This is a genomic window from Allosphingosinicella deserti (genome assembly GCF_003012735.1).
Lineage (GTDB): Bacteria > Pseudomonadota > Alphaproteobacteria > Sphingomonadales > Sphingomonadaceae > Allosphingosinicella > Allosphingosinicella deserti.
The window spans coordinates 13,334-33,597 of sequence record NZ_PXYI01000016.1; the positions used below are offsets into that span (position 1 = coordinate 13,334).

Sequence of the window (20,264 nt, forward strand, 5' to 3'; positions counted from 1 at the left end):
GTCTACGAAGGGGGCCACGCCGACCTTCGCGGATGCGACCCGCTTCGGAGAGGCCGGTCAACGGGCAAGCGCGCCCTCGCTGAGTTCGAGGGGACTGACCGGCAGGGCCGGGCCGCACGCTTTGCGGGCCAATCCTGCCGCCTGGGGATCTTCGGCACCGAACAGCTTCTCGCAATAAGCGCGGAGCAGGTCGGGCCGGTCGGCGGGGCCGCGGAATGCGATATGACCGTCCGGTCGGACCAGGACCAGCGCGGCGGTGTCAGCGATGCCGTAGGCGGCGTGCGCTTCCCCATCCAGATCGGACAGGACGATGTCGCCGTCGGGTTCGCCGATCGCCGCCGCCAGCACGTATCTGGGCCGGATCCAGTTCCATCCGGCGATATCCGCAATTGCCTGCCGCAGCCGAGGAAGGGCCTCGCCGTGTCGGCCGTCGAAGGCGAGGAGCGACCAGCCCCAGCTGATGCCGTCGGGATTGTACAGATAGGCGAACAGCGTCGTCGATCTGCCGTCCCCAAGGATGACGGCGGCATCGGGCGCGCGCTCGCCGGCCTTGGGCGGACGCCGCTGCACGAGGCCGCCGAGGCCGCCGAGATGATCCTCGCTGAGCGGGCTGTCTGGATAGCGGACGGTGAGCTGCTGGAGATCGCCGGTGCCCTGGATGAGGGTGCCGATATTGGGCAGGAACCGTGCCGCAACATCCATCGCCGCGTCCTTCAGGCGGCCGCGATAGACGCTGTTCTGGAAGCCGCGGAGTTGCTGTGCGTCGAGGCGCCGGTGCTCGCCGCCACGCTCGACATCGTAGGATTCGAGCAAGGTCGCCGTGCCCTTGCCGTCCAGGACCATGGCGAGCCGCCATGCGAGACCGACCGCATCGTGGAAGCCGGCGTTCATACCCTGACCGCCTGCGGGTAGCGAAAGGTGTCCGGCATCGCCGACCAGGAACACACGCCCCTTGGCATAATGGGCCGCAGCGCCGTGCTGGAAGCGGCTGTGGGTCAGCCATTGCGGATCGCTGAGCGTCAGCGTTTCGTCCCCGGTGACCTCGCGCGCGATCGCCTGCATTTCATCGAGCGTCGGATCGCGATCCGGAATTCCGGTGTCGTCGGCAAGGAAGAATAGCCGGTGATAGCCGCCCCATACCGGCAGCACGCCGCAGAAGCCGCGGGGATAATAAAAGAACCAGAGGTGGTCGAAGTCGGTCGATCGTCGCCAGCTGAGCTTCGCATCGACCTGGCGGTTCATGCAATTGGGAAGGCGCTGCGGTTCGAAGTCGAGACCCAATAAGCTGCGAACGAGGCTCTTCGCGCCATCGGCACCGACGAGATAGCGGCAGCGGAGCGTCCTCTCCGGCCCGGTCGTCTCCTGCGTGTCATCCTCGCCGACCGTCGCCAGGGTCACGAACACGCCGTCCGTCTGCTGCTCGAGGCCGGTGATTTTCGACCCGCGCTCGATCCTGGCGCCCTTCGCGGCGGCCTGTTCCGCCAACGTGCTCTCGATGACGTCCTGGCCACTGTAGAGCACCGGACCAAAGGGACTGGGCACGTCGGCGATCTCCACCGGATCGATCATGCGTCCATTGAGCAGCGTGTTGACCTGCGTGATCCGATAGGATTTCTCGGCAAGCGCGTCGCGAACCCCGATGGCGGCGAGCAGTTCCTGCGGCCTTGCCCACAGATTGTTCGCCCGCGACCAGGGCTTGGGCGCACGCCGCTGCTCGATCAGCAGGCAATCGATGCCGTGATGCGCCAGTGCGCAGGCGGTCGTCAGGCCGATCGGGCCGCCGCCGACGATGATGACGTCGGCATCGAAGCGATCATGGTGCGGCTCGGGGGTCATGTACTCTCCTTTTGATCTTCAGGCTGCGTCAAAGCGGGCAGGATTTCGCCCATCACCGCGTTCATCTCTCGCAGGACCGCGGCCGCGCCGGCGATGCGCTCGGCGCCGATCCTGTCGACAATGGCCTGGTCGAGCGGCGCGACCGCCGCCTCCGCGCTCGCCAAGGCGGCGCGGCCCGCCGCGGTGAGGACGATCAGCTTGGCGCGCTGGTGGTGGGGATTGACCTGCTGGCGGACGAGACCGCGCGCGATCAGCAGATCGACGACACGCTGCACCGCCTGCCGCGTCAGCCCCATGTTCCGCGCGATGTGCGCCACGGGAAGGGGATGCGGCGAATAGCCCAAAGCACCGAGCACCTGCCACCAGGACGTGGTCAACCCGGCGGGACGCACCAGCACGTTGCCCGTGTCGACGAGGCGGCCATTGGTTTCGAACACCGCCAGCACCAGGCTCCTGACGACCGTTTCATTCACCGCTTCGCTCATGGGCAACATACTACCACTTTGACAAGAAGTTGTCATAATCCGGAAGCCTGTGGATGGTTCCGTGGTCGGCACTTGACGGAAAGTCTATCTAGGTAGACTTATTGCCCATGCCTCGTACGCGCGCGCTCTCTCCCCATGCCCGAATCGTCCTCGCCGTGTTGCTCGAGGCTCGTGGCGCATGGTCCCACGGCTATGAACTGGCACGGCTTGCCGACGTGAAATCGGGCACGCTCTATCCGCTGCTGATCCGCCTGGAAGCACAGGGCTATCTCGAAGCGGAGTGGCAGCAGCCTCCGGAGGGCGGGCGGCCGCCCCGGCACGCCTACCGGCTGACCGCCAGTGGCGTGCAACTCGCCCGCGCCAATCCCGCCGGCCAGCCGGCCGCGCAGGCCTCCCGGCGACGGGAGGCGACCCTGTGAGCGGCCGCTTGCGACGCGGCCTTGCCGACCTCGCCTGCCGTGTCCTGCAGGTGACGCTGCCGCCCTCCTTGCAATCCTGGGGATGGGCGGTCCGCTGCGAAACGGCGGAGATCCCGGACGACACCGAGGCGCTTCTGTTCGCGCTCGAGAGCCTGTGCGGGCTGATGCCGCATGCGATCGGGGCGCGCCTGCTCCGCCCCTGTGCGTCGCCGACAGGCGATGGCGCTCTTCACTCCGGAGGTACGATCACCATGACCGTCTACGACGCTACGATGCGCCGCCCGCGCGCGCTCGGCACGATCTGCGCGATCGGCGCGGTTGCCCTGGGCCTGGCCTATTTGCTGATCGCCGGTGCCCCGGTCCGCTACCTTGCAGTCAATGCCAGCGCCTTGGTGATCGGCCTTGCGATGCTGGCCCTGCTCGGCCGCGCCGAGGCCGCAGCGCGGCAAGGGACCGGCGGAGCGATTTCGGCGATGGCGGGTGCGCTGCTGGCGACCGCGCTGCTGGGCGACGAGGTCGAGGGCGCGGCGCGCTGGGTGCACCTCGCCGGAGTGTCCCTGCAACCGAGCCTGATCCTGTTGCCGGTGATGCTCGTCGGCTTCTCGCGCAGCCGCAACGCGCTTGCCACGGCGGGCATCGTCGCGTCCGTCCTGGCGATGGCGCTTCAGCCCGACCGGGCCATGGCCGGCATGCTGGCGCTGGCGCTGATCGTGCTGGCGATCATGCGTCGCGAGAGGCAGGTCATCGCGGCCGCCGCCGTCAGCGCCGCCGGCTTCGCGATAACGCTGGCGCGCCCCGACACGCTCTCGGCCGTCCCCTTCGTCGACGAGGTTCTCTATTCGTCCTTCGACGTTCACGCTGCTGCGGGGATTGCGGTGCTGGGCGGCGCGGCTCTGCTGCTGGTGCCGGCACTCGCCGGCTGGAACCGTGACCCGGCAAACCGCGCCACCTACGTCACCTTCGGCGCCGTCTGGTTCGCAGCCGTGATGGCTGCCGCCCTCGGCAATTACCCCACGCCGATCGTGGGCTATGGCGGCAGCGCCATCATCGGCTACGCCCTCAGCCTCCTGGCACTGCCCAAGCGCGCGGAGGCACGCGCCGCGGCGGCGTCCGCGACCCGCAGCGAGGCGGAGGCGACTCCGACCGATCGTCATCTGCTCGTCGGAACGGCATGATCGACCTGTCCGCTTCCGAAAACGGCAGCAAGCCTGGCCGATCCCGCCGCGGCAGCCGATTTTTTGCGTCCATTCCCGCGCACGGCTTTTGCCGAAGCGGTTGGCCTCGACGCTCCTCCCAGACGGGTCGCGGCGGCAAATATCCGCGGCCATCAACCGGAGACATCGCGGCTTCCGCCCGCAAGCGATCGCCTGATCCTGCGTGCTCGCCGCACGGAGTGAGGGGGAATGCTGATGTCGCGCAAGCGCGCGTTGCGCGGCGCGGAGGTCCGTCCCGCCTATAATGGGTGGGAAAGGTGATCCGATGCAAAACCAACCCGGCGATTATGCGGCTCAGATTCCGCCCGAACTCCAGCAGAGCGTGGAGCGGCACCAGCGTCATTTGGCTGCCCTCGTCGGCAGCTTGCGGGCCGCAGGGGTCGGGGAAGAGATGATCGAAGCGAGCGTTCATCAGCTTCTCGACAGCTATCGCAACGAGCTGACGGACGCGATGCGCGCGATGGTCAAGGATCAATCCTGTGGTTGAGCAGAAGCTCGCCGACGACGAGGGGCGTCTCTCTGCGCTCCGGCGCCTCGACGTCATGGACACGGGTCCCGAGGAGCCGTTCGAAAAGATCGTGACCCTGGTCCGGACTGTGCTCGCAGTGCCGATCGCCACCGTGACCCTCGTCGATCGCCATCGGCAGTGGTTCAAGGCGCAGCGCGGCCTGGATGTGCCGGAGACGCCGCGATCCATTTCCTTTTGCACCCACACCATCCGGCAGCGAGACCCGTTGATCGTCGAAGACGCGCATCTCGACCAACGGTTTGCAGACAACCCGCTGGTGCTCGGGGCACCGCGGATCCGGAGCTACGCGGGCATTCCGCTTCGTACGCCCGAAGGCTATAATGTCGGTTCGCTGTGCGCGATGGACAACAAGCCACGCCGGTTCAGTCCTGCCGACATCGCCATCCTCAGCAACTTCGCCAACATCGTCAGCGACGAACTCGAACTGCGACTGATCGCGCAGAGTGATTATCTGACCGGCGCTCTCACCAGGCGAGGGTTCGAGGAACAGGCGAAACGCGAGCTTGCGCGGCATTCCCGCTATGGCCGACCGAGCGCGCTGGTGATGATCGACGTCGATCATTTCAAGTCGGTCAACGACAGCCATGGCCACCCGGCCGGGGATGAAGTGCTTCGTCAGCTCGCCGACATTTCACTCGATACCTTGCGTCCGTCGGACGCGTTCGGCCGCCTCGGCGGAGAGGAGTTCGCCGTTCTTCTGCCCGAGACCGGAGGAGCCGATGCCCTGGCCGCGGCGGAACGCCTCCGCCAGGCGGTGGAAGCGCATTCGTTCGATCTTCCGGGCGGGACGCGGCTGAAAATCACGGCGAGCCTTGGTGTCGCCTCGGTATCGCCGGGCTTGGCCTCCGTCGGAGACTGGTTCGCAAGAGCGGATGCAATGCTCTACGAGGCGAAGAATGGCGGGAGGAACTGCAGCCGGCTGGCCTTGCAGGATTAGCGCCGGGCAGGACCGGGCGCCTGGTTGTGAGCGGGGCTTCATGGGAGCCACGAGGACCGGCTCGGGCGTCTTGATCTGACTCGCGGCGCAGGGACGCGACATCAAAATCGGCGGGCGCGGCGGAAGGGGACCGGCGATCCCGGCAGGTTCGCCCCCCTAAACGCTCCCGACATCAGCGCGACCTGGGAAGAGCCAGCTGGCCGCGATCGCGCCCGCGCACGCGCCGGCAAGCTGTGCGACGACGAATGCGGGAACGTTCGCCGGGGCTATGCCGGCAAAGGTGTCCGAGAGGCTGCGGGCTATGGTGATCGCCGGGTTGGCGAAGCTGGTCGACGCGGTGAACCAGTAGGCGGCGACGATGTAGAGCGCGACGCTTGCCGGGACCGCCGCCTTGCGGTGCCGAACGGTGCCGATGATCGTCAGAACCAGGCCGAAGGTCGCGATGCCCTCCGCCAGCCACTGGCCGAGCCCGGTCCGAGTCTTGAGAGAGACCTGGAACAGGGGCAGGTCGAACATCAGGTGCGCGGCCCAGACCCCGACGATGCCGAAGCAGAGCTGCGCCGGCACGTAGAGCAAGGCCGCGCGCCAGGGGATCTCTCCGCGCGCCGCGGCGACCAAGGTGACCGCTGGGTTCATGTGCGCACCGGAGATCGGACCCAGCACGGTGATCAACACATAGAGGATCGCGCCCGTCGCCATCGTGTTGCCGAGGAGCGCAACGCCGACGTTCCCCGGGGAGAGATCCTCGCCCATGATCCCGGAGCCGATGACCGTCGCGAACAGGAAGAACGAGCCGATTGCCTCGGCCGCAAGGCGGTGGCGCAAGCTTGGCGTCTGGTTCATGTCCCTCAACACTCCCCGCTGCGATCGCGCCGACCCGACGCTCAGGTCAGCGAGCCGCTCGCCTGTACTGGTGCGGAGCGCGTTACAAGCCTTGTCGAGGCCTTCATCCTGATTGCGCATTCCCTCGGCGACAGCGACGGGCGGCCTGGAAGCGGCACGCCCGAATTGGGCGAACCCGCCGCCCGCCGGCTGTTGAAGGTGCAACCGCCGCTGTCGACGGGCCGTTCCCCTCGGGATTGCGGAAATGACCGGCGCTGGTCCACGCCGGTCCTCCGCTTACTTCCTGAACGGGTTGATCGTCTGGATCGTGCCGTCGGGATTGTATGTGAGCTCGGTCATCTTGACGTTGCGCAAGCGGGTCTGGCCCGAGAGCTGGCTGTCGGCATAGAAAAGCCACCACTTGCCCTGCCACTCGACGATCGAATGATGGGTGGTCCAGCCTTCGACCGGCTCCAGGATGCGGCCCTTGTAGGTGAAGGGGCCGTAGGGCGAGTCGCCGATCGCATAAACGAGGTAATGGGTATTGCCGGTCGAGTAGCTGAAATAATATTTGCCGTTGTACTTGTGCATCCACGCGGCTTCGAAGAAGCGCCGATCGTGATCCTTGCCCAAGAGCGGCTTGCCGGCCTCGTCCAGGATGACGACGTCGCGCGGCTTTTCCGAGAACTCGGTCATGCTGCCGTCGAGCGCCGCGACCTTGGGGGCGAGGGCGGGCTTGTCCGGCTGCTCCAGATCGGTCTTTGAGCCGTTCGGGTCGTAGGTGCCGGTCACGTTGCGCTGGAGCTGGCCGCCCCAGATACCGCCGAAATACATGTACGATTTGCCGTCGGTGTCGGTGAACACCGCCGGATCGATCGAGAAGCTGCCCTTGATCGGCGCGGGATTGGCCTTGAACGGGCCGACCGGCGACTTCGAGGTGGCGACGCCGATGCGGAAGGCGCCCTGTTTATCCTTGGCGGGGAAATAGAGGTAATAGGTCCCGTTCTTGAACGCGGCGTCCGGAGCCCACATCTGCTGGGTCGCCCAGGGCACGTCCTTCACGTCCAGCGCGGTCGGGTGGACCGTCACTTTTCCGCCCGGCGAGTCCATGCTGAGGATGCGGTAATCGCGCATCTCGAAATGGCCGCCGAGATCGTCCTCCTTGGCGTCGCCGTCGATGTCGTGGCTGGGATAGATGTACAGCTTGCCGTCACCCCAGACGTGCGCGGACGGATCGGCCGTGTAGATCTCGCTGACCAGCGGCTGCGAGAGATAGCGCGCGGCATCCTTGGCCCGCGACCCGGCCTGAGGTGCCGTCTGGTCGGCCGAACTCGTGTTGGCCTGCCCGTCGGCCGGCCCCGTGCACGCCTGCACGGCGAGCAAGGCGATGCTGCTGATCGCAAGTTTGAAGCGCTTCATATTACCCTCTCCATCCAAGGCCGCTTGCCGCGAGCTCTGGCGTTAGCGCTAACATCGCTGTGGGTCGGAACGCAAGCGGCTGCGCGCCACAGATGCGGTGCAGAACCTTACCCGGTAACGGGCTGCTCGTTCGACTCTGACGAAGGGCAACCAAGCTTGTCTGGAGAGATGCTCCCGGGCTTCACGATCATGCCGCCGGAGTCGAAGCCGATCGGCTCCGGCGCGGCGAGCGCGATCGGCGGTTCTTCCGCCCGCATGGCCGGACGAAGGACGAAGGCCCCGTCTGCCCGGCGATGGGCGCGGAACAGGCCGCCTTCGAACGCGACGAACCCGCAGGCTTCGGCGGGCGTCGTGTCCCGCAGCCAAAAGGGATAGGCCGCGATCGGCGAGGCGACCAGGATGAGGCTGGGCCATTTGAACCATCCCAGCGCGCCGAGCCAGCGCATCATCGCAGCGCCTGCGCGGCATGCGCAACCCGCTTGGTGAAGATGATCACGCCCGTCGCGCAAAGGGCCGTAAGCAGCAGCCCGAACAGCATCCAGATCAGCTTGGTGACGAGCCCTCCGAAATTGCCGAAGTGGAGCGGATCCGCGGTATGCACCCATCGTTCGGCCGCCGCGAGTTCGCCCGCCACGCGCGCGCCGACGACTTGGTCGGTGGCGGGATCTATGAAGAGCGCGTTGGTACGCTCTCGCACCAGCCAGGCGCGCCATTGCCCCTGGACGACCACGGGATCGCTCTCGCCATAGGGCATTTGAACGAGGGTGATCGAGATTCCGGGAAAGCGCGAGCGGGCGGCGGTGATCCAGGCGGAGACCCGCGCGGGCGCAGGCGTCGGCAGGACATGGCGCGACCTCGCCTCGGGCTCCGCCGTTTCCAAAGACGGCGCCGCGCGCTCGACGAAATACCAGATCGAGGTGAGGCCGATCACCGCCACGAACCACAAGGACCACAGGCCGATCAGCCGGTGCAGGTCGCCCGACCAAGTCCGGGTCGAACGGTTCCACCGCGGCAGCCGGAAGAAGCCGCGCCAGAACTTCTTGTAGGTGAGCAGGCCGGTGACCAGCGACAGGATCAGGACGAAGCCCAGGCTGGTGACGAGGTAGAAGGGCCAGTCGGTCGGCAGAAGCAGGTAGTAATGAAGCGCCCGCATGACGAAGTGAAAGCTCGGGCCGCTTCCCTCGCCGGTGACGACCATCCGCGACGGATCGATGTAGAGCCGGCGCGCGGTACCGTCGGCAAGGACGATGTCGGCCTGGCGCGCGAAATAGCCGGTGTCGGCCCGGTCGTAGGTGCCGATGCTCTGGATATAGGCGTCCGGATAGCGATCACGGACCAGCCCCCACATGGCGGCATAATCATCCGTTCGGCCGTCGCTGACGCCGCGCACCTCCGGCTGGATCACCCATTCGATTTCGTGGCTGACGGTGGCAATGGTGCCGGTCAGGCAGACGAAGCCGAGCAGGAGACTGAGCTTCAGCCCGAACAGGCTGTGCAGGAGAAAGGCCAGCGGCCGCCGCACGGCACCGGCGGGCGCGACCCGTTCGCCTGGCCGTCCGCGGGGGATCGCCGCCGGCCGGTTCACCGCATCAGAACCGCGTCGTCACGCCAAGCGTGATGCGCCGGCCGGCGCCGCGATAATATGCGAAGCTGCCGGCCCCCGCTGCCTGGTTGTTGGGGCTGATGTACGTCTCGTCCAGCAGATTGTCGGCCGCGACATAGAGCTCGGCAGGGCCGATGGCGTAGCGGGCGCTGGCACTGACCAGGGTCACCGCATCCGTGTCGACGAGGCCCAGTCCTTCCTCGGCCGGGCTGAAGAAGGACGAGGCGCCATAGTGCGAGACCTGAAGGCCGATCCCGACCCGCTCGACCGGCGTCCAGTCGGCGCGGGCGGTGATCCGCAGCGGAACGACGATGTCCGTCGCATAATCGATATAGTCGTCCAGATCCTCGTCGAACACCTTGCCCCGTTGCAAGGTGAGGATGCCGGAGAGCTCGAGTGTCGAATCCACCTTCCAGCCGAGCTCCGCCTCGACGCCGTGGAAACGCTGCGGCGAGCGGAGCGGGATGAGCGGGCAGATCGGGGTGACGCCGGCGCAGCTCGGGTCCGCCTGAAGCAGGGCGGCGCTGTTCGATTCCGAATAATAGGCCGCTGCCCCGAAGCGGACCGAGCCGAGTGATCCGCGCACACCGGCCTCATATTGGTCCGAGGTGGCCGGCTCCGGAGTCAGCGTCGCCGGATTGCGGATGTTGCGCGCCGCCCGGCCAAGCTGCGACAGCTCCGCGCCCTGGCTGAAACCGGCATAGATCTGAACGTCGGGTGTGATCCGGTAGACGGCGCCCAGATTGAACAGGGTCAACTCCGACTTGCCGATGTCGCCGGGCGTGCCCCGCCCGGGCAGATCGGGACGGAAGGCACGTGCGGTGATCTCGCCGCGATAGAATTCGTGGCGCGCGCCGCCGGTCAAAGTCACCGGACCGAAGGACAGCTCCGCCTGGGCGAAGGGCGCATAGGTCCTGAGCACGATTTCGGGGGAGAGGGCGCTCGTTACAGTCTGTTTCGCGTCGACGACGAAGCGGTAGAGCGCGTTGCGCGTATAATCGAAGCCGTAGCTGGTCTTCAGCGATACGGCGCTGCCCAGTTCGTAATCCCGCACCGCCGCCGAGCGAAAGCCGAACCGCTCGTTGCGCCGATTGGACGAGAAGAAGCTGTCGCCGGTTCCGACATCGAAGAAATTGTCGCGCTGCCTGATCGACTGGTTCTGATAGAACAGGCTGAGCCTCAATGCGTGGCCGAGGATATCGGGATTGCCGTAGCCCAGGGTCGTGGTGACGTCCCGGTCCCGACCTTGCCCGACTTGCGGATTGGGCGCGATTTCGATGACCTCGGCCAAGTCCGTGCCGGGGATGAGCGCGCCGCTCGGATAGAATTGCCGGCCGACATCCTCATTGTGGAAGGTGGTGATCCAGCGGAGCTCGCTGCCGCCCGCAAGTGCCAGGCCGAAAGACCCGAGCAGGTCGACGGCGTCGTACGCGCCGGACAGCAGCGGATCGCCGCGCGAATCCCGCACCCGTCCGCCATCGGTGTAGGCGGCCGCGACATAATAATCGAAATCACCCGTCCGCTGCCCCGCACCCGCGTATACGTCGGTCGTCCAGGTGTCGTCCGCATGCTCGGTGTTGAAGCTGGTCTGCGCCGTCAGATCGACTGCGACGTCACTGGTCCGTCCGCGCCTGGTGATCAGGTTGATGATGCCGCCGGGCGCGCCGGCGCCGTACAATGCCGTGCCGCCCCGCACGACCTCTATGCGCTCAAGCGCGAATGGGCTGATCGTGAACGGGCCGGTGCAGGAGCCCTGTCGCAGATCCTCGTTGATCGGCACGCCGTTCAGCTGAAAGGATACCGCCCGGCCGCGCACGCGCGTGAGGCAGGAGCCGCGGCTTTCGCTCGGCTGAATGTTGAGGCCGGGAACGATCGCTTCCAGCCCGGACAGGATGTTCCGGTTCTGCCTGAGCTGCGCGCCGATGTCTTCCTCGTCCGCGATCGACACCGACAGCGGCAGCGCTTCAATGGGGGAGCCCGAGCGGGTCGCCGTCACGACGATCTCGCTGTCGTCCGCCTCGACTGCCGTCTCCGCGTGGAGCGGCGATGCCGCCAGAATCGCAATCCCCGATCCGAGACACGTATTCAACTTCCGCACGATGCGTTCCCCCCGTCCCGCACGCGTCATTAGATTGGCTCCGGCGCTATTGCAAATCATTCGCATGAGAGTCGAGCGGCACGGGAGCAATCAACCCTCTCGCCATGCATGCTCGGTCTTCTCGGGCCAAGCGGCTGCTACTGAGTGGCTCGCCGTCCGAACCCCGTTCCGCTTCGAAGCGCCTCTAAGCAATCAACCGTATGGGATCGCGGAAAAGCTTAAGTTCCCGCAGCTATCATCGGCGCGGAGATCGAATGATGAATCGCACGGGACACGCAGAAGGTGGTGAGGACAGGATCGCCAATCGCGATCCAACAAAGCACCGTTACGAGCAGATGCTCGCCAGCTCCGGAACCGCTGCTGTATGCGCCGGCGCAGACAATCTGATCGTGTCGTGGAACAGCGCGGCCGAGGAGCTTTTCGGCCACAGTGCGCAGCACGCAATCGGCAAGCCGCTTTCGATCATCATCCCTGCGAAGCTTCGGGCGGCCCATGATGCGGGTTTGGCACGAGCAGTCAAAGCCGGGCATGCGCGCCTTGCCGGCCACTCCGTCGACATCCTTGCGCTGCACGCCGACGGCAGCGAAATGCCGGTCGATCTTTCGCTGTCGATGTGGTTCGAGGACGGCAAGCCGATGTTCGGCGCGCTGCTGCGCGACATCGCGGACCGGCACTCGGCGAAGAAGCGCCTCGAACATCTCGCGCATTGCGATACGCTTACTTCTCTGCCCAACCGCAATGCGCTCCACGAGCGGCTCGCGGCTGAGATCGGCCATGTGCCGTGTTCCTTGCTGCTTCTGGACCTCGACGGGTTCAAGCATGTGAACGACACGCTCGGCCATTCCGTTGGGGACGCACTCTTGACCGAGGTCGGAGCCCGATTGACGCGTGCGGTCGGGTCCGCCGGCTTCGTGGCGCGGCTCGGCGGAGACGAGTTTGCCATCTTGCTTTCGGACTGCGCCGATCCGTTGCGGGTCGACGCGCTTGCGACCCGCATCTTCGAAGGCCTGCAACCCGCATTCGAGCTTGGCGGACAATCGATCTACGTGGGGACAAGCATCGGCGTCGCGATGTCGCCCCAGGATGCCCTGCAGGTCGAATTGCTCCTCTCCTGCGCGGATCTGGCCTTGTACAGCGCCAAAGGCGAGGGCGGGGGCACGCGGACATTCTTCGTTCGCGCAATGCAGAACAGCTCCGAACAGAGGCACCGCCTCGGATCCGAGCTTCGACAGGCACTCTCGAAGAAGGAATTCGAACTCTGGTACCAGCCGCAGGTTCGCCTTGCCGACAATTCCCTGAGCGGCGTCGAGGCGCTGCTTCGATGGCGCCACCCCAAGCACGGTCTGCTCACCCCCGAGACCTTCATCGGAGTGCTCGAGGACAGTGTGATTGCCGAAGAGGTGGGCACCTGGATCGTCGAGCAGGCGTGCGCAGCTGCAGCCGACTGGGACCGACTGGGCGTGGGAGCATTGCGGGTCGGGATCAATCTGTTCGCCGCTCAGCTGCGGTCGGGCCAATTGTTGAACGTCGTATCGGCGGCGCTGCGCAAGCACGGCCTGTCTCCCGGTCGGCTCGAGCTGGAGATCACGGAGAAAACCGTCCTTCAGCATAGTGCCGTCTCCACCGAAGCGCTGCGCAGGCTGAAGGATTTGGGAGTAGGGATTGCCTTTGACGATTTCGGCACCGGCTTTGCGTCATTGAGCTTGCTTCAGAAATATCCGCTGACGCGGTTGAAAATCGATCGCAGCTTCGTCGATTCGATCGACCGCAAGGTTGGCGACGCGGCGATCGTCGAAGCGGTGATCCGAATGGCGTCGAGCCTTGGGCTGACCGTGATTGCCGAGGGTGTCGAGACCGCCGAGCAGGAACGGGCATTGGTGCGCCTCGGTTGCCAGGAAGCACAAGGGTATCGCTACGGCCGGGCGATGCCGGCCGCCGAGCTCGTCGACGCCATCGGCCACACCCTCGCAGTCGCTCGGGGAGGCTTCGTGTACCGGGCCCGGGCCTGACAAGAGCCTGCACGATCCGGGACATCGACGAAAATCGCGCCCCCCCCGTCCTAGAGACTTTCAGGAGGTGTAAGGAGGGTCCTCCGGGCCGACATCATCCGCCGTTCGCCATCGCCCAGGCCTTGGTCCCCTGGCAGGTGTCCAGGGCACGTTTGTAGCCGTCGCGGCCGGTGAGGCGTGCGAGGTACGCCTCTTCGGCGTCGCCAAAGTCGGCGTTCCCGGTTCTCCTGGCCAGCAGCAGGGCATAAGCGACCGAGATGTCGGCCGCGGTGAACGCCTCGCCGGCAAGATACGGGGTTCGCTCGAGCTGGCGCTTTACCAAGCCGAGGCGGCTCTCGAAGATGTCTCGCGCCCAGCGGGTCGTCCTGTTGTCCTGCTCCCCCTCCCGCGCGAGCATCTGCGTCGCGACGACGGCGTTGATCGGCATTGCGAGCCCGGCCTCTCCGAGGTGGAGGAACTGCTTGTAGAGGGGAAAGACCGGATCGCTTGCCGTCGGCGCCAGAGGCGTCGGGCCGTAGCGCGCCATCAGATATTCCAGGATCGCGATCGACTCGACCATGACGATGTCGTCGTCCGTGAGCGCCGGGATGAAGCCGGCGGGATTGACGGCAAGGAATTCGCGATCCTGCTCGGCGCCGGCGAAAAGGTCGATCGGCCGCAGCCGATAGGCAAGCCCCATCTCCTCCAGCAGCCAGGCCACTCTGAAGCCCCGTCCTTCGCCGAATATCGTGATCATCGCCGCGATCTCCACACTGCTTGCAGACTGCAACTGGTTGTGGGTTAGGTCAACCGATCCTATTTTGCAAGCAGTCGGAGGCGGAAATAGGTGAAGCATGCGCAGCGATCCGGGTGCCCGATCAATCTCACCCTCGAAACGCTGGGGGATCGCTGGAGCCTGATCGTCATTCGCGACCTGATGTTCGGCAATCGCCGCCACTATCGCGAATTGCTCACGCGGTCCGAAGAGGGCATCGCCTCCAACATCCTGGCCGACCGGCTGAAGCGCCTGGAGGCCGCGGGACTGGTGTCGCGGCGTGACGATCCCAGCCACAAGCAGAAGAGTATCTACAGCCTGACCGAACCCTCCATCGCGCTGGTGCCGCTCCTCGCCCAGATGGGCGGCTGGGGCTTGCGCCACACACAGGCGTCGCGGGAATTGTCGGTGCGCGCCGAGATCCTGGAGGCGGGCGGCCCCGCTTTGTGGGACGCGTTCATGGGGGAGTTGCGGCACCTCCACCTCGATGCCCCCGCGCCGCCGGAATCGGTCTTCGCGAAGCTGCAGGCAGCTTACGAGGCGGCGATCGCCGCGCCGCTCTAATCTCGGCCGTAGCATCGCTGAAGCCGGCAACGCATCCGCGCTTGCGCTCCAGCGCGACCGGGAGGCGCTGGTGCATCGCGACTGCTTGCACGATCGACGACGCCGACGGGCATTCCGTATCAGCGCCCCGAGGCTGAGGATCACGGGCCGATCAGCTTGCCGAGCGCTTCGAGATAGGCGGCGAAGGCCTCCCGGCCCTTGCGCGTGATCGTCGCGCGGGTGAGCGGCTTGCGATTGAGGAAGCTTTTTTCGATCGCGATATATCCCGCCTCCTCCAGCTTGCGCAGATGGACCGACAGATTGCCCTGCGTCGCCTGGAGCAGCGCCTTGAGCTCGTTGAAATCGGCGGTCTCGGTATCGGCGAGATAGGCCATGATCCCCAGGCGCATGCGCCCGTGGATGACGTCGTCGATCTGGCCGATGTCGAAGCCGGTCATGCGGCGGGGCGGGCGCCCGTGCGCATCATTATCCAACCGGGCACGGCCATCAGCCCAAGCAAGGCGGCGGCCAGCACCAGCAGGAACGGCGTGATCATGTCGGGATCGCCGCTGCCGAGCATCCACGCGAGCAGCAGGGAGGTCGCGAACCAGCCGGCCGAGACGAGGCCGAACCAGCCGCGGCGGCGGATCGCGTAGGCCGTGTACCAGGCCGTGCCCTGGACCACGCAGATCATGATCGGATGGAGCAGCCAGGTTCCCATATTCTGATGGCGAAACGCGAGATAACCAAAGATCAACGCAGTTGCGAGCGCCGCCAGCCCGCCGCCCCCGAACGCTGCATTGATCGCCCGGGTGCCGACGCTGTGCCGGCTGGTGTTACGATCGCGCATGGTGATCCGCGCGATCGCAACCAGGAAGATGAGCGTCGGCAGAAGCCCCACCGTGAGATGGACCGCGACCGGGACGGCGAGACCGGAGGCGAACAGGGCCTGGAGGAGGCACTGGACGCCATAACAGGTGCCGGCGGCCAGCAGAGCCTGGCCGAGCGAGGATTGCACCTGCCCGCCTTCGCTGACGAGGGCACGAACGAAGGCGAGATCATCGCGCGCTTTCTCGGCGGTGTCGGTCATGCTTTGTGCGTCTCCAGGACCGGCGCCGAGCCGCGCCAGGGAAGCTTGCGCCCGTTCAGCCAGCGGCCGAGCCAGCTGTGGCGCACGAGCAGATGGTAGCTCGCGACCAGGATAAGGAAAGCGCCTAGGCAGACCAGTGCCCATTTCGCCAGCCCCGGCGCCGCGACCGGATAGATCGCCACCTGCAGCGCCATCACCACCGGCAGGTGCATCAGGTAGATCCAGTAGGACGCATCGGCGAGGTAGCGCACGCCCGGCCGCTCGCGGGTCAGAAAGCGCAGCGCCGCGCCGGTGAGACCGAGCGTCCAGGTCCAGACGGCAAGGGCATAAAGGCACGCGAACAGGGTCCTGGTCGAACCCGCGGGCATCGGTGCAGAGGCCGGGACCGAAGCGAGCTGCACCCAGCAGGCGATGGAGAGCAGGATCGCGGCGGCAAGCTGGACCGCCCACCATCGGCGGATCTGCTCCAGCAGACCCGTCTGACGGTGGAGCAGCCAGCCGAAGGCGAAGGCGGTGCCGTATCCGGCCAGTGCCGCCATGTTCGGGAGGAAGCCGGTGTCCGGCGTCGGGATACCGCCCCAGGCATGCCAATCCGGACGCACCGCCAGCGCGGCGGCAAGCGGTGCTGCGAGAAACAGTGGGGCAGCGGGTGTCGCGCTCAGCGCGCGCATCCCGCGGTCGATCCCGCCGCGGAACCTTCCCGGACGGTCGACCAGCGACGCCAGCGCGCGGATCGCCAGGGCCGCCGTGTAGAAGAGCAGCAGGACGTAGAGGAACCAGAGATGGGTCAGCGGGAAGGTCGCCAGCGTCGGCGGCGGCGGCGGCGGCCCAGGCGGCAGGCTGCCGCCCGCCATGGTCGCAGCGCCCCAGACGAAGGTGGCGACGATGCCGGCAAGCACGATCGGCCAGAAGACCAGGAGGGGCAAAGCGACGCGGACCAGCCGGTTGCGGACGAACCCGCCGGGTCCGCGGCGCGCAAGCAGCATCCGGCCGAAGTAGCCCGCAATCAGAAAGAAGGCCGCCATTCGGAAGATGTGCGCGACGAAGGAGAACATGCCGAGTGCGTCACTGGGCGCATCGCGGACCACCCAGATCTGCCCGCCGGGCAGGAAGCTGAGGGACGCGTGGAAGAGCACGCCCAGGAGCAGCGCGCCGGCGCGCACCCCATCGAGAGCATGCAGGCGCTCGGGCGTGGTGCCGGGCGATAGGTGGGCCATGTCCATTCTCCCTCGGATGCAGCCAAGCGCGTCCTGATGATCGAGGTATATACAAACCGGTTTAAAAAACAAACCACTTGATTTGCGATATCCGTGCCGGGCTTATCTGAGAGGTGCATGACGGCCGCGGTAAAGCGTTGCACAGAAGCAGGCCGCTCTGCGTTTCCCTGAGCCGTTCCGCGGTCTTACACCCCGCCCTAGGAAGGGAGGCAGGGGGCGCTTTCTGCCCCTCGATGGAGGAAGCGCCTCTTGCGCGCGCCGCCGGCCAAGCCGCGGCTGCGCCGCGCACCCACCCCTGGTCCCTCCTTTCAAGCAGGGAATTCGCAGGGGCGGGGCTTATGGGCGGCGGGTGCCGGCACTGGCGAAGGCCGGGCCGGAAAGCCGATCCTAGGGCCGCTCAGCGGGATCGTCTCCGTCGCTCGAGCCGGCCTCCCGTTGTTTTAGAGACGCAGCGATGACGGACCGGGCATCCCGCCGTTGCTGCGCTTCAGCCGGCAAGGCCGCGCTCCCACTTGCCAAGCCGCGACGGCGCCTTCATTTCGTCACCCAGCGTAGCGAGGACCGTGATGCAGCAAGGCCTTTCCTGCCCGGAGGGAGCGACGATCTGCCACCTCGTTCATGTCGGCTACCCGAAGACCGGCTCCAGCTTCCTCAAGCGGTGGTTTCGCACCCATCCGCAGATCGGTTTTTTCCACGCAGGGTTCGCCGGCTACCGCAATCCCGATGAGATCGCGCTCGATGCATCGGAAGCCGCGCCGCAGGTGCTCTGCCGCGTTACCAGCTCCGAGAACCTCGCGACTCCCACCCGGCACGCAGGCGTCGCGAGCCTTATCGGAGGACCGGCTCTCTCCGGATCGTCCGCGAAAGTGCAGCAACTTGCGTGCGATCGCGTTGCCGATCTTTTCCCAGGAGCCACGATCCTGATCGTCACGCGCGCCATCGCATCGCTCGTGCCGTCGCTTTACTCTCAATATGTCAAATCAGGCGGCGCTTCGTCGCTGACTGCGTTTTGCGACGAGATGGCGGCGCTTCTGGGTGCCGATGAAAGCCCCTGGGACTATGATCGTTTCATAACCTGCTACCGACGCAAGTTCGGTGCGGAGAATGTGATCGTCATGCCCTTCGAGCTTCTCCGCGACGATCCGGTGCGGTTCACGACGTCTCTCGAGAAGCGTCTTCGGCTCGGCAGGCACGTGCCGCAACCGACGAAGGTGAACCCGGCGCTCTCGGCCGTCGAGCAGGCCTGGTATCCGCGGATAACGAGGCGTGTGACCGGCCTGCCCAGGCCGATCGGGCGCGCCATTCTCAAGCCCTATTTCCGCGCCATTCGCAGTGGCCGCCTGGCTCTCCTCGCGCACGTCCTGCAGCGGCTGAAGCCGCTCGCGCTGAACGCGGATCGGGACGCAATCGGCAAGGTCGTCGAAGCCTGGCGTGGACGCGCCGCGCTTCTCGCCGCGGAACCCCTGTTCCACCCCTATGCACACGAATATTGCTTGCACGACGGCGCGCCGGCGATTTGCCGGTCTGCCGAATAAGCGCGAGCGGGATGGCGCCGAGCGCATGATCGGATCAGGCTCGACAGGCTGGTCCGCTCGGGTTCAATCGAACTCGAGAAGGTAGTCCGAGGCATAGGGCCGATAGAGAGGATTGTCGCGCAGGCGGCTCGTCTTGCAGCGATATTCCTGAAGGGCTGCATCGCTCACCATGTTCGCGGTGACGGGCGTGAGCGGCCGAACCTTCTGGCATGCGGCGGCCAGCTTCCTCAGCCTGCCCGCGGAGATCGTGCGCAGATGCGCGCGCAAGACGGCGTTCTTGATGCGACCCGGCAAAGGGAGGCGCTCAGCCAAGCTTGTGAAGCGCGGATACCAGGCAAGCTCCACGGCGGAGAGCGATGGGTTCACGACCATTTCAGGAAGAGGCTCGTGATCGAGGCCGAATTTCTCTTCGACGACGGAAAGGAACTTGCGTGAATCGTGCCGCAGCAACTCAAAGGGAAGAAATATGACCCTTCCAGGAAACAGGCACTCATAGTGACGGATCGTGGCACTGTAATCGAAGACGTTGAACGTGTCATAATCCTCATTGAAGGATTCCTGCATCTCCGCAAAAGTTGCAGTTCCTCCCGATCTCACGAATTGGGAATAGCCCGACAGCATCATGTGGCGAAAGCCGCGGGTGACGATGAGAATATGCGCATGGGGAAACAGGTCCGCCAGGTCTTCGCAGACGCGATCCGCGCCGGAATGGGGCTTGAGGCCCCACGCCTCCGGGCGCGGGACGAGCTTGCCGCCTGCCGCCGGATGTGGTGTCGCCAGGCTCTCGTCGCTGGTGACGCGCAGGCGGGTCGTGCCCCGGATCGGCCGCTCACCCCGTGAGATATCATAGACCGACCGAATTCCGAGCACGCGGCCAGCGGCGAACGCGATCTGCGAATGCGCTTCGAACCACCGCTGCAGGATCGTCGAGCCGGCCTTGGCGTAGCCGATGTGGATGAGGTGCGGCGTCAATCACTCTTCCTCGAGATGTCCGGACCCGCCCGGCGGCCGGCGCGGCCCCATTTCCTTGCCCAGACGATTCCGGCGCGTTGCGGCCGCAATTGCCGGATCGTCGCGTCAGCCTGCTTGGCGTCGATTGTCAGTGCATGTCAGGTTGTCCGTCAACGGACTATTTTTCGGGGATGAGCCGGCGACGCGTCGCCTCCCGGGCGTCTTTGCGAGCCATAGGTTTACGTTCTAATTGCCCGATGAGAACACTCGAAGCACTGCTCCGATCTTACGCCGACGGGGCCGACGCGCGCTGGTGGATCGGCAAGCGGCCGGACGTTCGCGACAGCCAGCTCGCCCGCGCCATCGCAGGGCTGGTCGGCTACCCGACCGCACGAAGCGACCCGTTCGAGAACGATGGGATCATCCGACTGGACCGGGCGCAAGCCGCGCACGTGCTTGCAGTCGCCGGCACGACGAGCCTGGCCTATGACCCGCCGTCGCCGAGCGAAGCCAGTCTCGCAGAGGCCAAAGCCGCGCTCAAGGATTTCGCCGGCAGCGCCACGTTCCTTGGCAACGGGCATTGGAACCCAGGTTCCCCGCTTGGCTATTCCCCACTCAGCGCCGCGACCTTCGACTGCGGCGTCATCGGCTATGATGCGGACAATGCCTTCATCTTCTGGGTCGAAGAGGAGGATTGAGGAAAGGGACGCACCAAGGGCGGCTTCGGGATAGATGACGCACGAAGGCGCTCAGGGCAGATCGGACCAGGCGTGCGCGCGGGGTGTTCGAGCTCCTGGTCGGGA

The 20,264-nt window shown here is 66.0% G+C and carries 20 protein-coding genes; 8 read left to right on the plus strand and 12 right to left on the minus strand.

Going from position 1 to position 20,264, the window contains the following annotated elements:
• Nucleotides 1-57 precede the first annotated feature (57 nt).
• Both C7I55_RS27070 and C7I55_RS27075 read right to left on the minus strand, forming a co-directional pair.
• A complete protein-coding gene (locus tag C7I55_RS27070) occupies nt 58-1,836 on the minus strand; it encodes an FAD-dependent oxidoreductase (RefSeq protein ID WP_106516180.1) in 1,779 nt (592 codons plus the stop codon).
• On the minus strand, nt 1,833-2,321 hold the full coding sequence (locus tag C7I55_RS27075; protein ID WP_199193101.1) for a MarR family winged helix-turn-helix transcriptional regulator: 489 nt from the start codon (nt 2,319-2,321) through the stop codon (nt 1,833-1,835). Before C7I55_RS27075 ends, C7I55_RS27070 begins: the two co-directional genes overlap by 4 nt.
• A gap of 107 nt (nt 2,322-2,428) precedes the next feature.
• On the opposite strand from C7I55_RS27075, the gene C7I55_RS27080 reads away from it, so the two are divergent.
• The 4 genes from C7I55_RS27080 (at nt 2,429) to C7I55_RS27095 (ending at nt 5,420) form a co-directional block, all read left to right on the plus strand.
• Nucleotides 2,429-2,740: a PadR family transcriptional regulator gene (locus C7I55_RS27080; RefSeq protein ID WP_106516182.1), complete on the plus strand. Its 312-nt coding sequence runs from the start codon at nt 2,429-2,431 to the stop codon at nt 2,738-2,740.
• Nucleotides 2,737-3,915, plus strand: coding sequence for a hypothetical protein (locus C7I55_RS27085; RefSeq protein ID WP_233222444.1), 1,179 nt, complete (start codon nt 2,737-2,739; stop codon nt 3,913-3,915). The genes C7I55_RS27080 and C7I55_RS27085 overlap by 4 nt, the downstream gene beginning before the upstream one ends.
• Nucleotides 3,916-4,219: 304 nt before the next feature.
• Nucleotides 4,220-4,441 (plus strand): hypothetical protein, encoded by a 222-nt coding sequence (locus C7I55_RS27090; protein WP_106516183.1) that lies wholly within the window; start codon nt 4,220-4,222, stop codon nt 4,439-4,441.
• Entirely contained in the window at nt 4,434-5,420 is a 987-nt protein-coding gene (locus C7I55_RS27095; protein WP_106516184.1) for a GGDEF domain-containing protein, read from the plus strand. The genes C7I55_RS27090 and C7I55_RS27095 overlap by 8 nt, the downstream gene beginning before the upstream one ends.
• Nucleotides 5,421-5,576: 156 nt before the next feature.
• On the opposite strand, the gene C7I55_RS27100 is transcribed toward C7I55_RS27095, so the two are convergent.
• The 5 genes from C7I55_RS27100 to C7I55_RS27120 all read right to left on the minus strand — a co-directional run bounded on the left by C7I55_RS27100 (nt 5,577) and on the right by C7I55_RS27120 (nt 11,362).
• Nucleotides 5,577-6,263, minus strand: coding sequence for an aquaporin (locus C7I55_RS27100; protein ID WP_106516185.1), 687 nt, complete (start codon nt 6,261-6,263; stop codon nt 5,577-5,579).
• Nucleotides 6,264-6,539: 276 nt separating this feature from the next.
• Complete coding sequence (locus C7I55_RS27105) at nt 6,540-7,661, minus strand: glycoside hydrolase family 43 protein (RefSeq protein ID WP_106516186.1); 1,122 nt, start codon at nt 7,659-7,661, stop codon at nt 6,540-6,542.
• 107 nt (nt 7,662-7,768) lie between these two features.
• The gene (locus C7I55_RS27110) at nt 7,769-8,110 is read right to left on the minus strand and encodes a hypothetical protein (RefSeq protein WP_106516187.1); all 342 of its coding nucleotides are present in this window, start codon (nt 8,108-8,110) and stop codon (nt 7,769-7,771) included.
• The gene (locus C7I55_RS27115; protein WP_106516188.1) at nt 8,107-9,246 is read right to left on the minus strand and encodes a PepSY-associated TM helix domain-containing protein; all 1,140 of its coding nucleotides are present in this window, start codon (nt 9,244-9,246) and stop codon (nt 8,107-8,109) included. Before C7I55_RS27115 ends, C7I55_RS27110 begins: the two co-directional genes overlap by 4 nt.
• A 4-nt stretch (nt 9,247-9,250) precedes the next feature.
• Complete coding sequence (locus tag C7I55_RS27120; protein ID WP_158266622.1) at nt 9,251-11,362, minus strand: TonB-dependent receptor; 2,112 nt, start codon at nt 11,360-11,362, stop codon at nt 9,251-9,253.
• 254 nt (nt 11,363-11,616) lie between these two features.
• On the opposite strand from C7I55_RS27120, the gene C7I55_RS27125 reads away from it, so the two are divergent.
• Nucleotides 11,617-13,371, plus strand: a complete 1,755-nt coding sequence (locus C7I55_RS27125) for a putative bifunctional diguanylate cyclase/phosphodiesterase (protein WP_158266623.1) — start codon at nt 11,617-11,619, stop codon at nt 13,369-13,371.
• 94 nt (nt 13,372-13,465) lie between these two features.
• Here C7I55_RS27125 and C7I55_RS27130 read toward each other — a convergent pair whose 3' ends face one another.
• Entirely contained in the window at nt 13,466-14,107 is a 642-nt protein-coding gene (locus tag C7I55_RS27130) for a glutathione S-transferase family protein (RefSeq protein WP_106516202.1), read from the minus strand.
• Between the two features lie 90 nt (nt 14,108-14,197).
• On the opposite strand from C7I55_RS27130, the gene C7I55_RS27135 reads away from it, so the two are divergent.
• Nucleotides 14,198-14,689 (plus strand): winged helix-turn-helix transcriptional regulator, encoded by a 492-nt coding sequence (locus C7I55_RS27135; RefSeq protein WP_106516191.1) that lies wholly within the window; start codon nt 14,198-14,200, stop codon nt 14,687-14,689.
• Nucleotides 14,690-14,829: 140 nt separating this feature from the next.
• Here C7I55_RS27135 and C7I55_RS27140 read toward each other — a convergent pair whose 3' ends face one another.
• The 3 genes from C7I55_RS27140 to C7I55_RS27150 are packed head-to-tail and all read right to left on the minus strand — an operon-like array spanning nt 14,830 to nt 16,975.
• The gene (locus C7I55_RS27140) at nt 14,830-15,126 is read right to left on the minus strand and encodes a winged helix-turn-helix domain-containing protein (protein WP_106516192.1); all 297 of its coding nucleotides are present in this window, start codon (nt 15,124-15,126) and stop codon (nt 14,830-14,832) included.
• Nucleotides 15,123-15,758, minus strand: coding sequence for a hypothetical protein (locus C7I55_RS27145; RefSeq protein ID WP_106516193.1), 636 nt, complete (start codon nt 15,756-15,758; stop codon nt 15,123-15,125). Before C7I55_RS27145 ends, C7I55_RS27140 begins: the two co-directional genes overlap by 4 nt.
• Complete coding sequence (locus C7I55_RS27150) at nt 15,755-16,975, minus strand: acyltransferase family protein (RefSeq protein ID WP_158266624.1); 1,221 nt, start codon at nt 16,973-16,975, stop codon at nt 15,755-15,757. Before C7I55_RS27150 ends, C7I55_RS27145 begins: the two co-directional genes overlap by 4 nt.
• Before the next feature lie 566 nt (nt 16,976-17,541).
• On the opposite strand from C7I55_RS27150, the gene C7I55_RS27155 reads away from it, so the two are divergent.
• Nucleotides 17,542-18,510 carry a hypothetical protein gene (locus tag C7I55_RS27155; protein WP_106516195.1) on the plus strand — a complete coding sequence of 323 codons (969 nt, stop codon included), beginning with the start codon at nt 17,542-17,544 and terminating at the stop codon, nt 18,508-18,510.
• Nucleotides 18,511-18,573: 63 nt separating this feature from the next.
• Here the strand turns inward: C7I55_RS27155 and C7I55_RS27160 are convergent, their stop codons facing one another.
• Entirely contained in the window at nt 18,574-19,482 is a 909-nt protein-coding gene (locus C7I55_RS27160) for a sulfotransferase (protein ID WP_106516196.1), read from the minus strand.
• A 236-nt stretch (nt 19,483-19,718) separates the two neighbouring features.
• Between C7I55_RS27160 and C7I55_RS27165 the strand changes: the two genes are divergently transcribed.
• A complete protein-coding gene (locus C7I55_RS27165) occupies nt 19,719-20,159 on the plus strand; it encodes a hypothetical protein (protein WP_106516197.1) in 441 nt (146 codons plus the stop codon).
• The last annotated feature ends 105 nt before the right edge of the window (nt 20,160-20,264 follow it).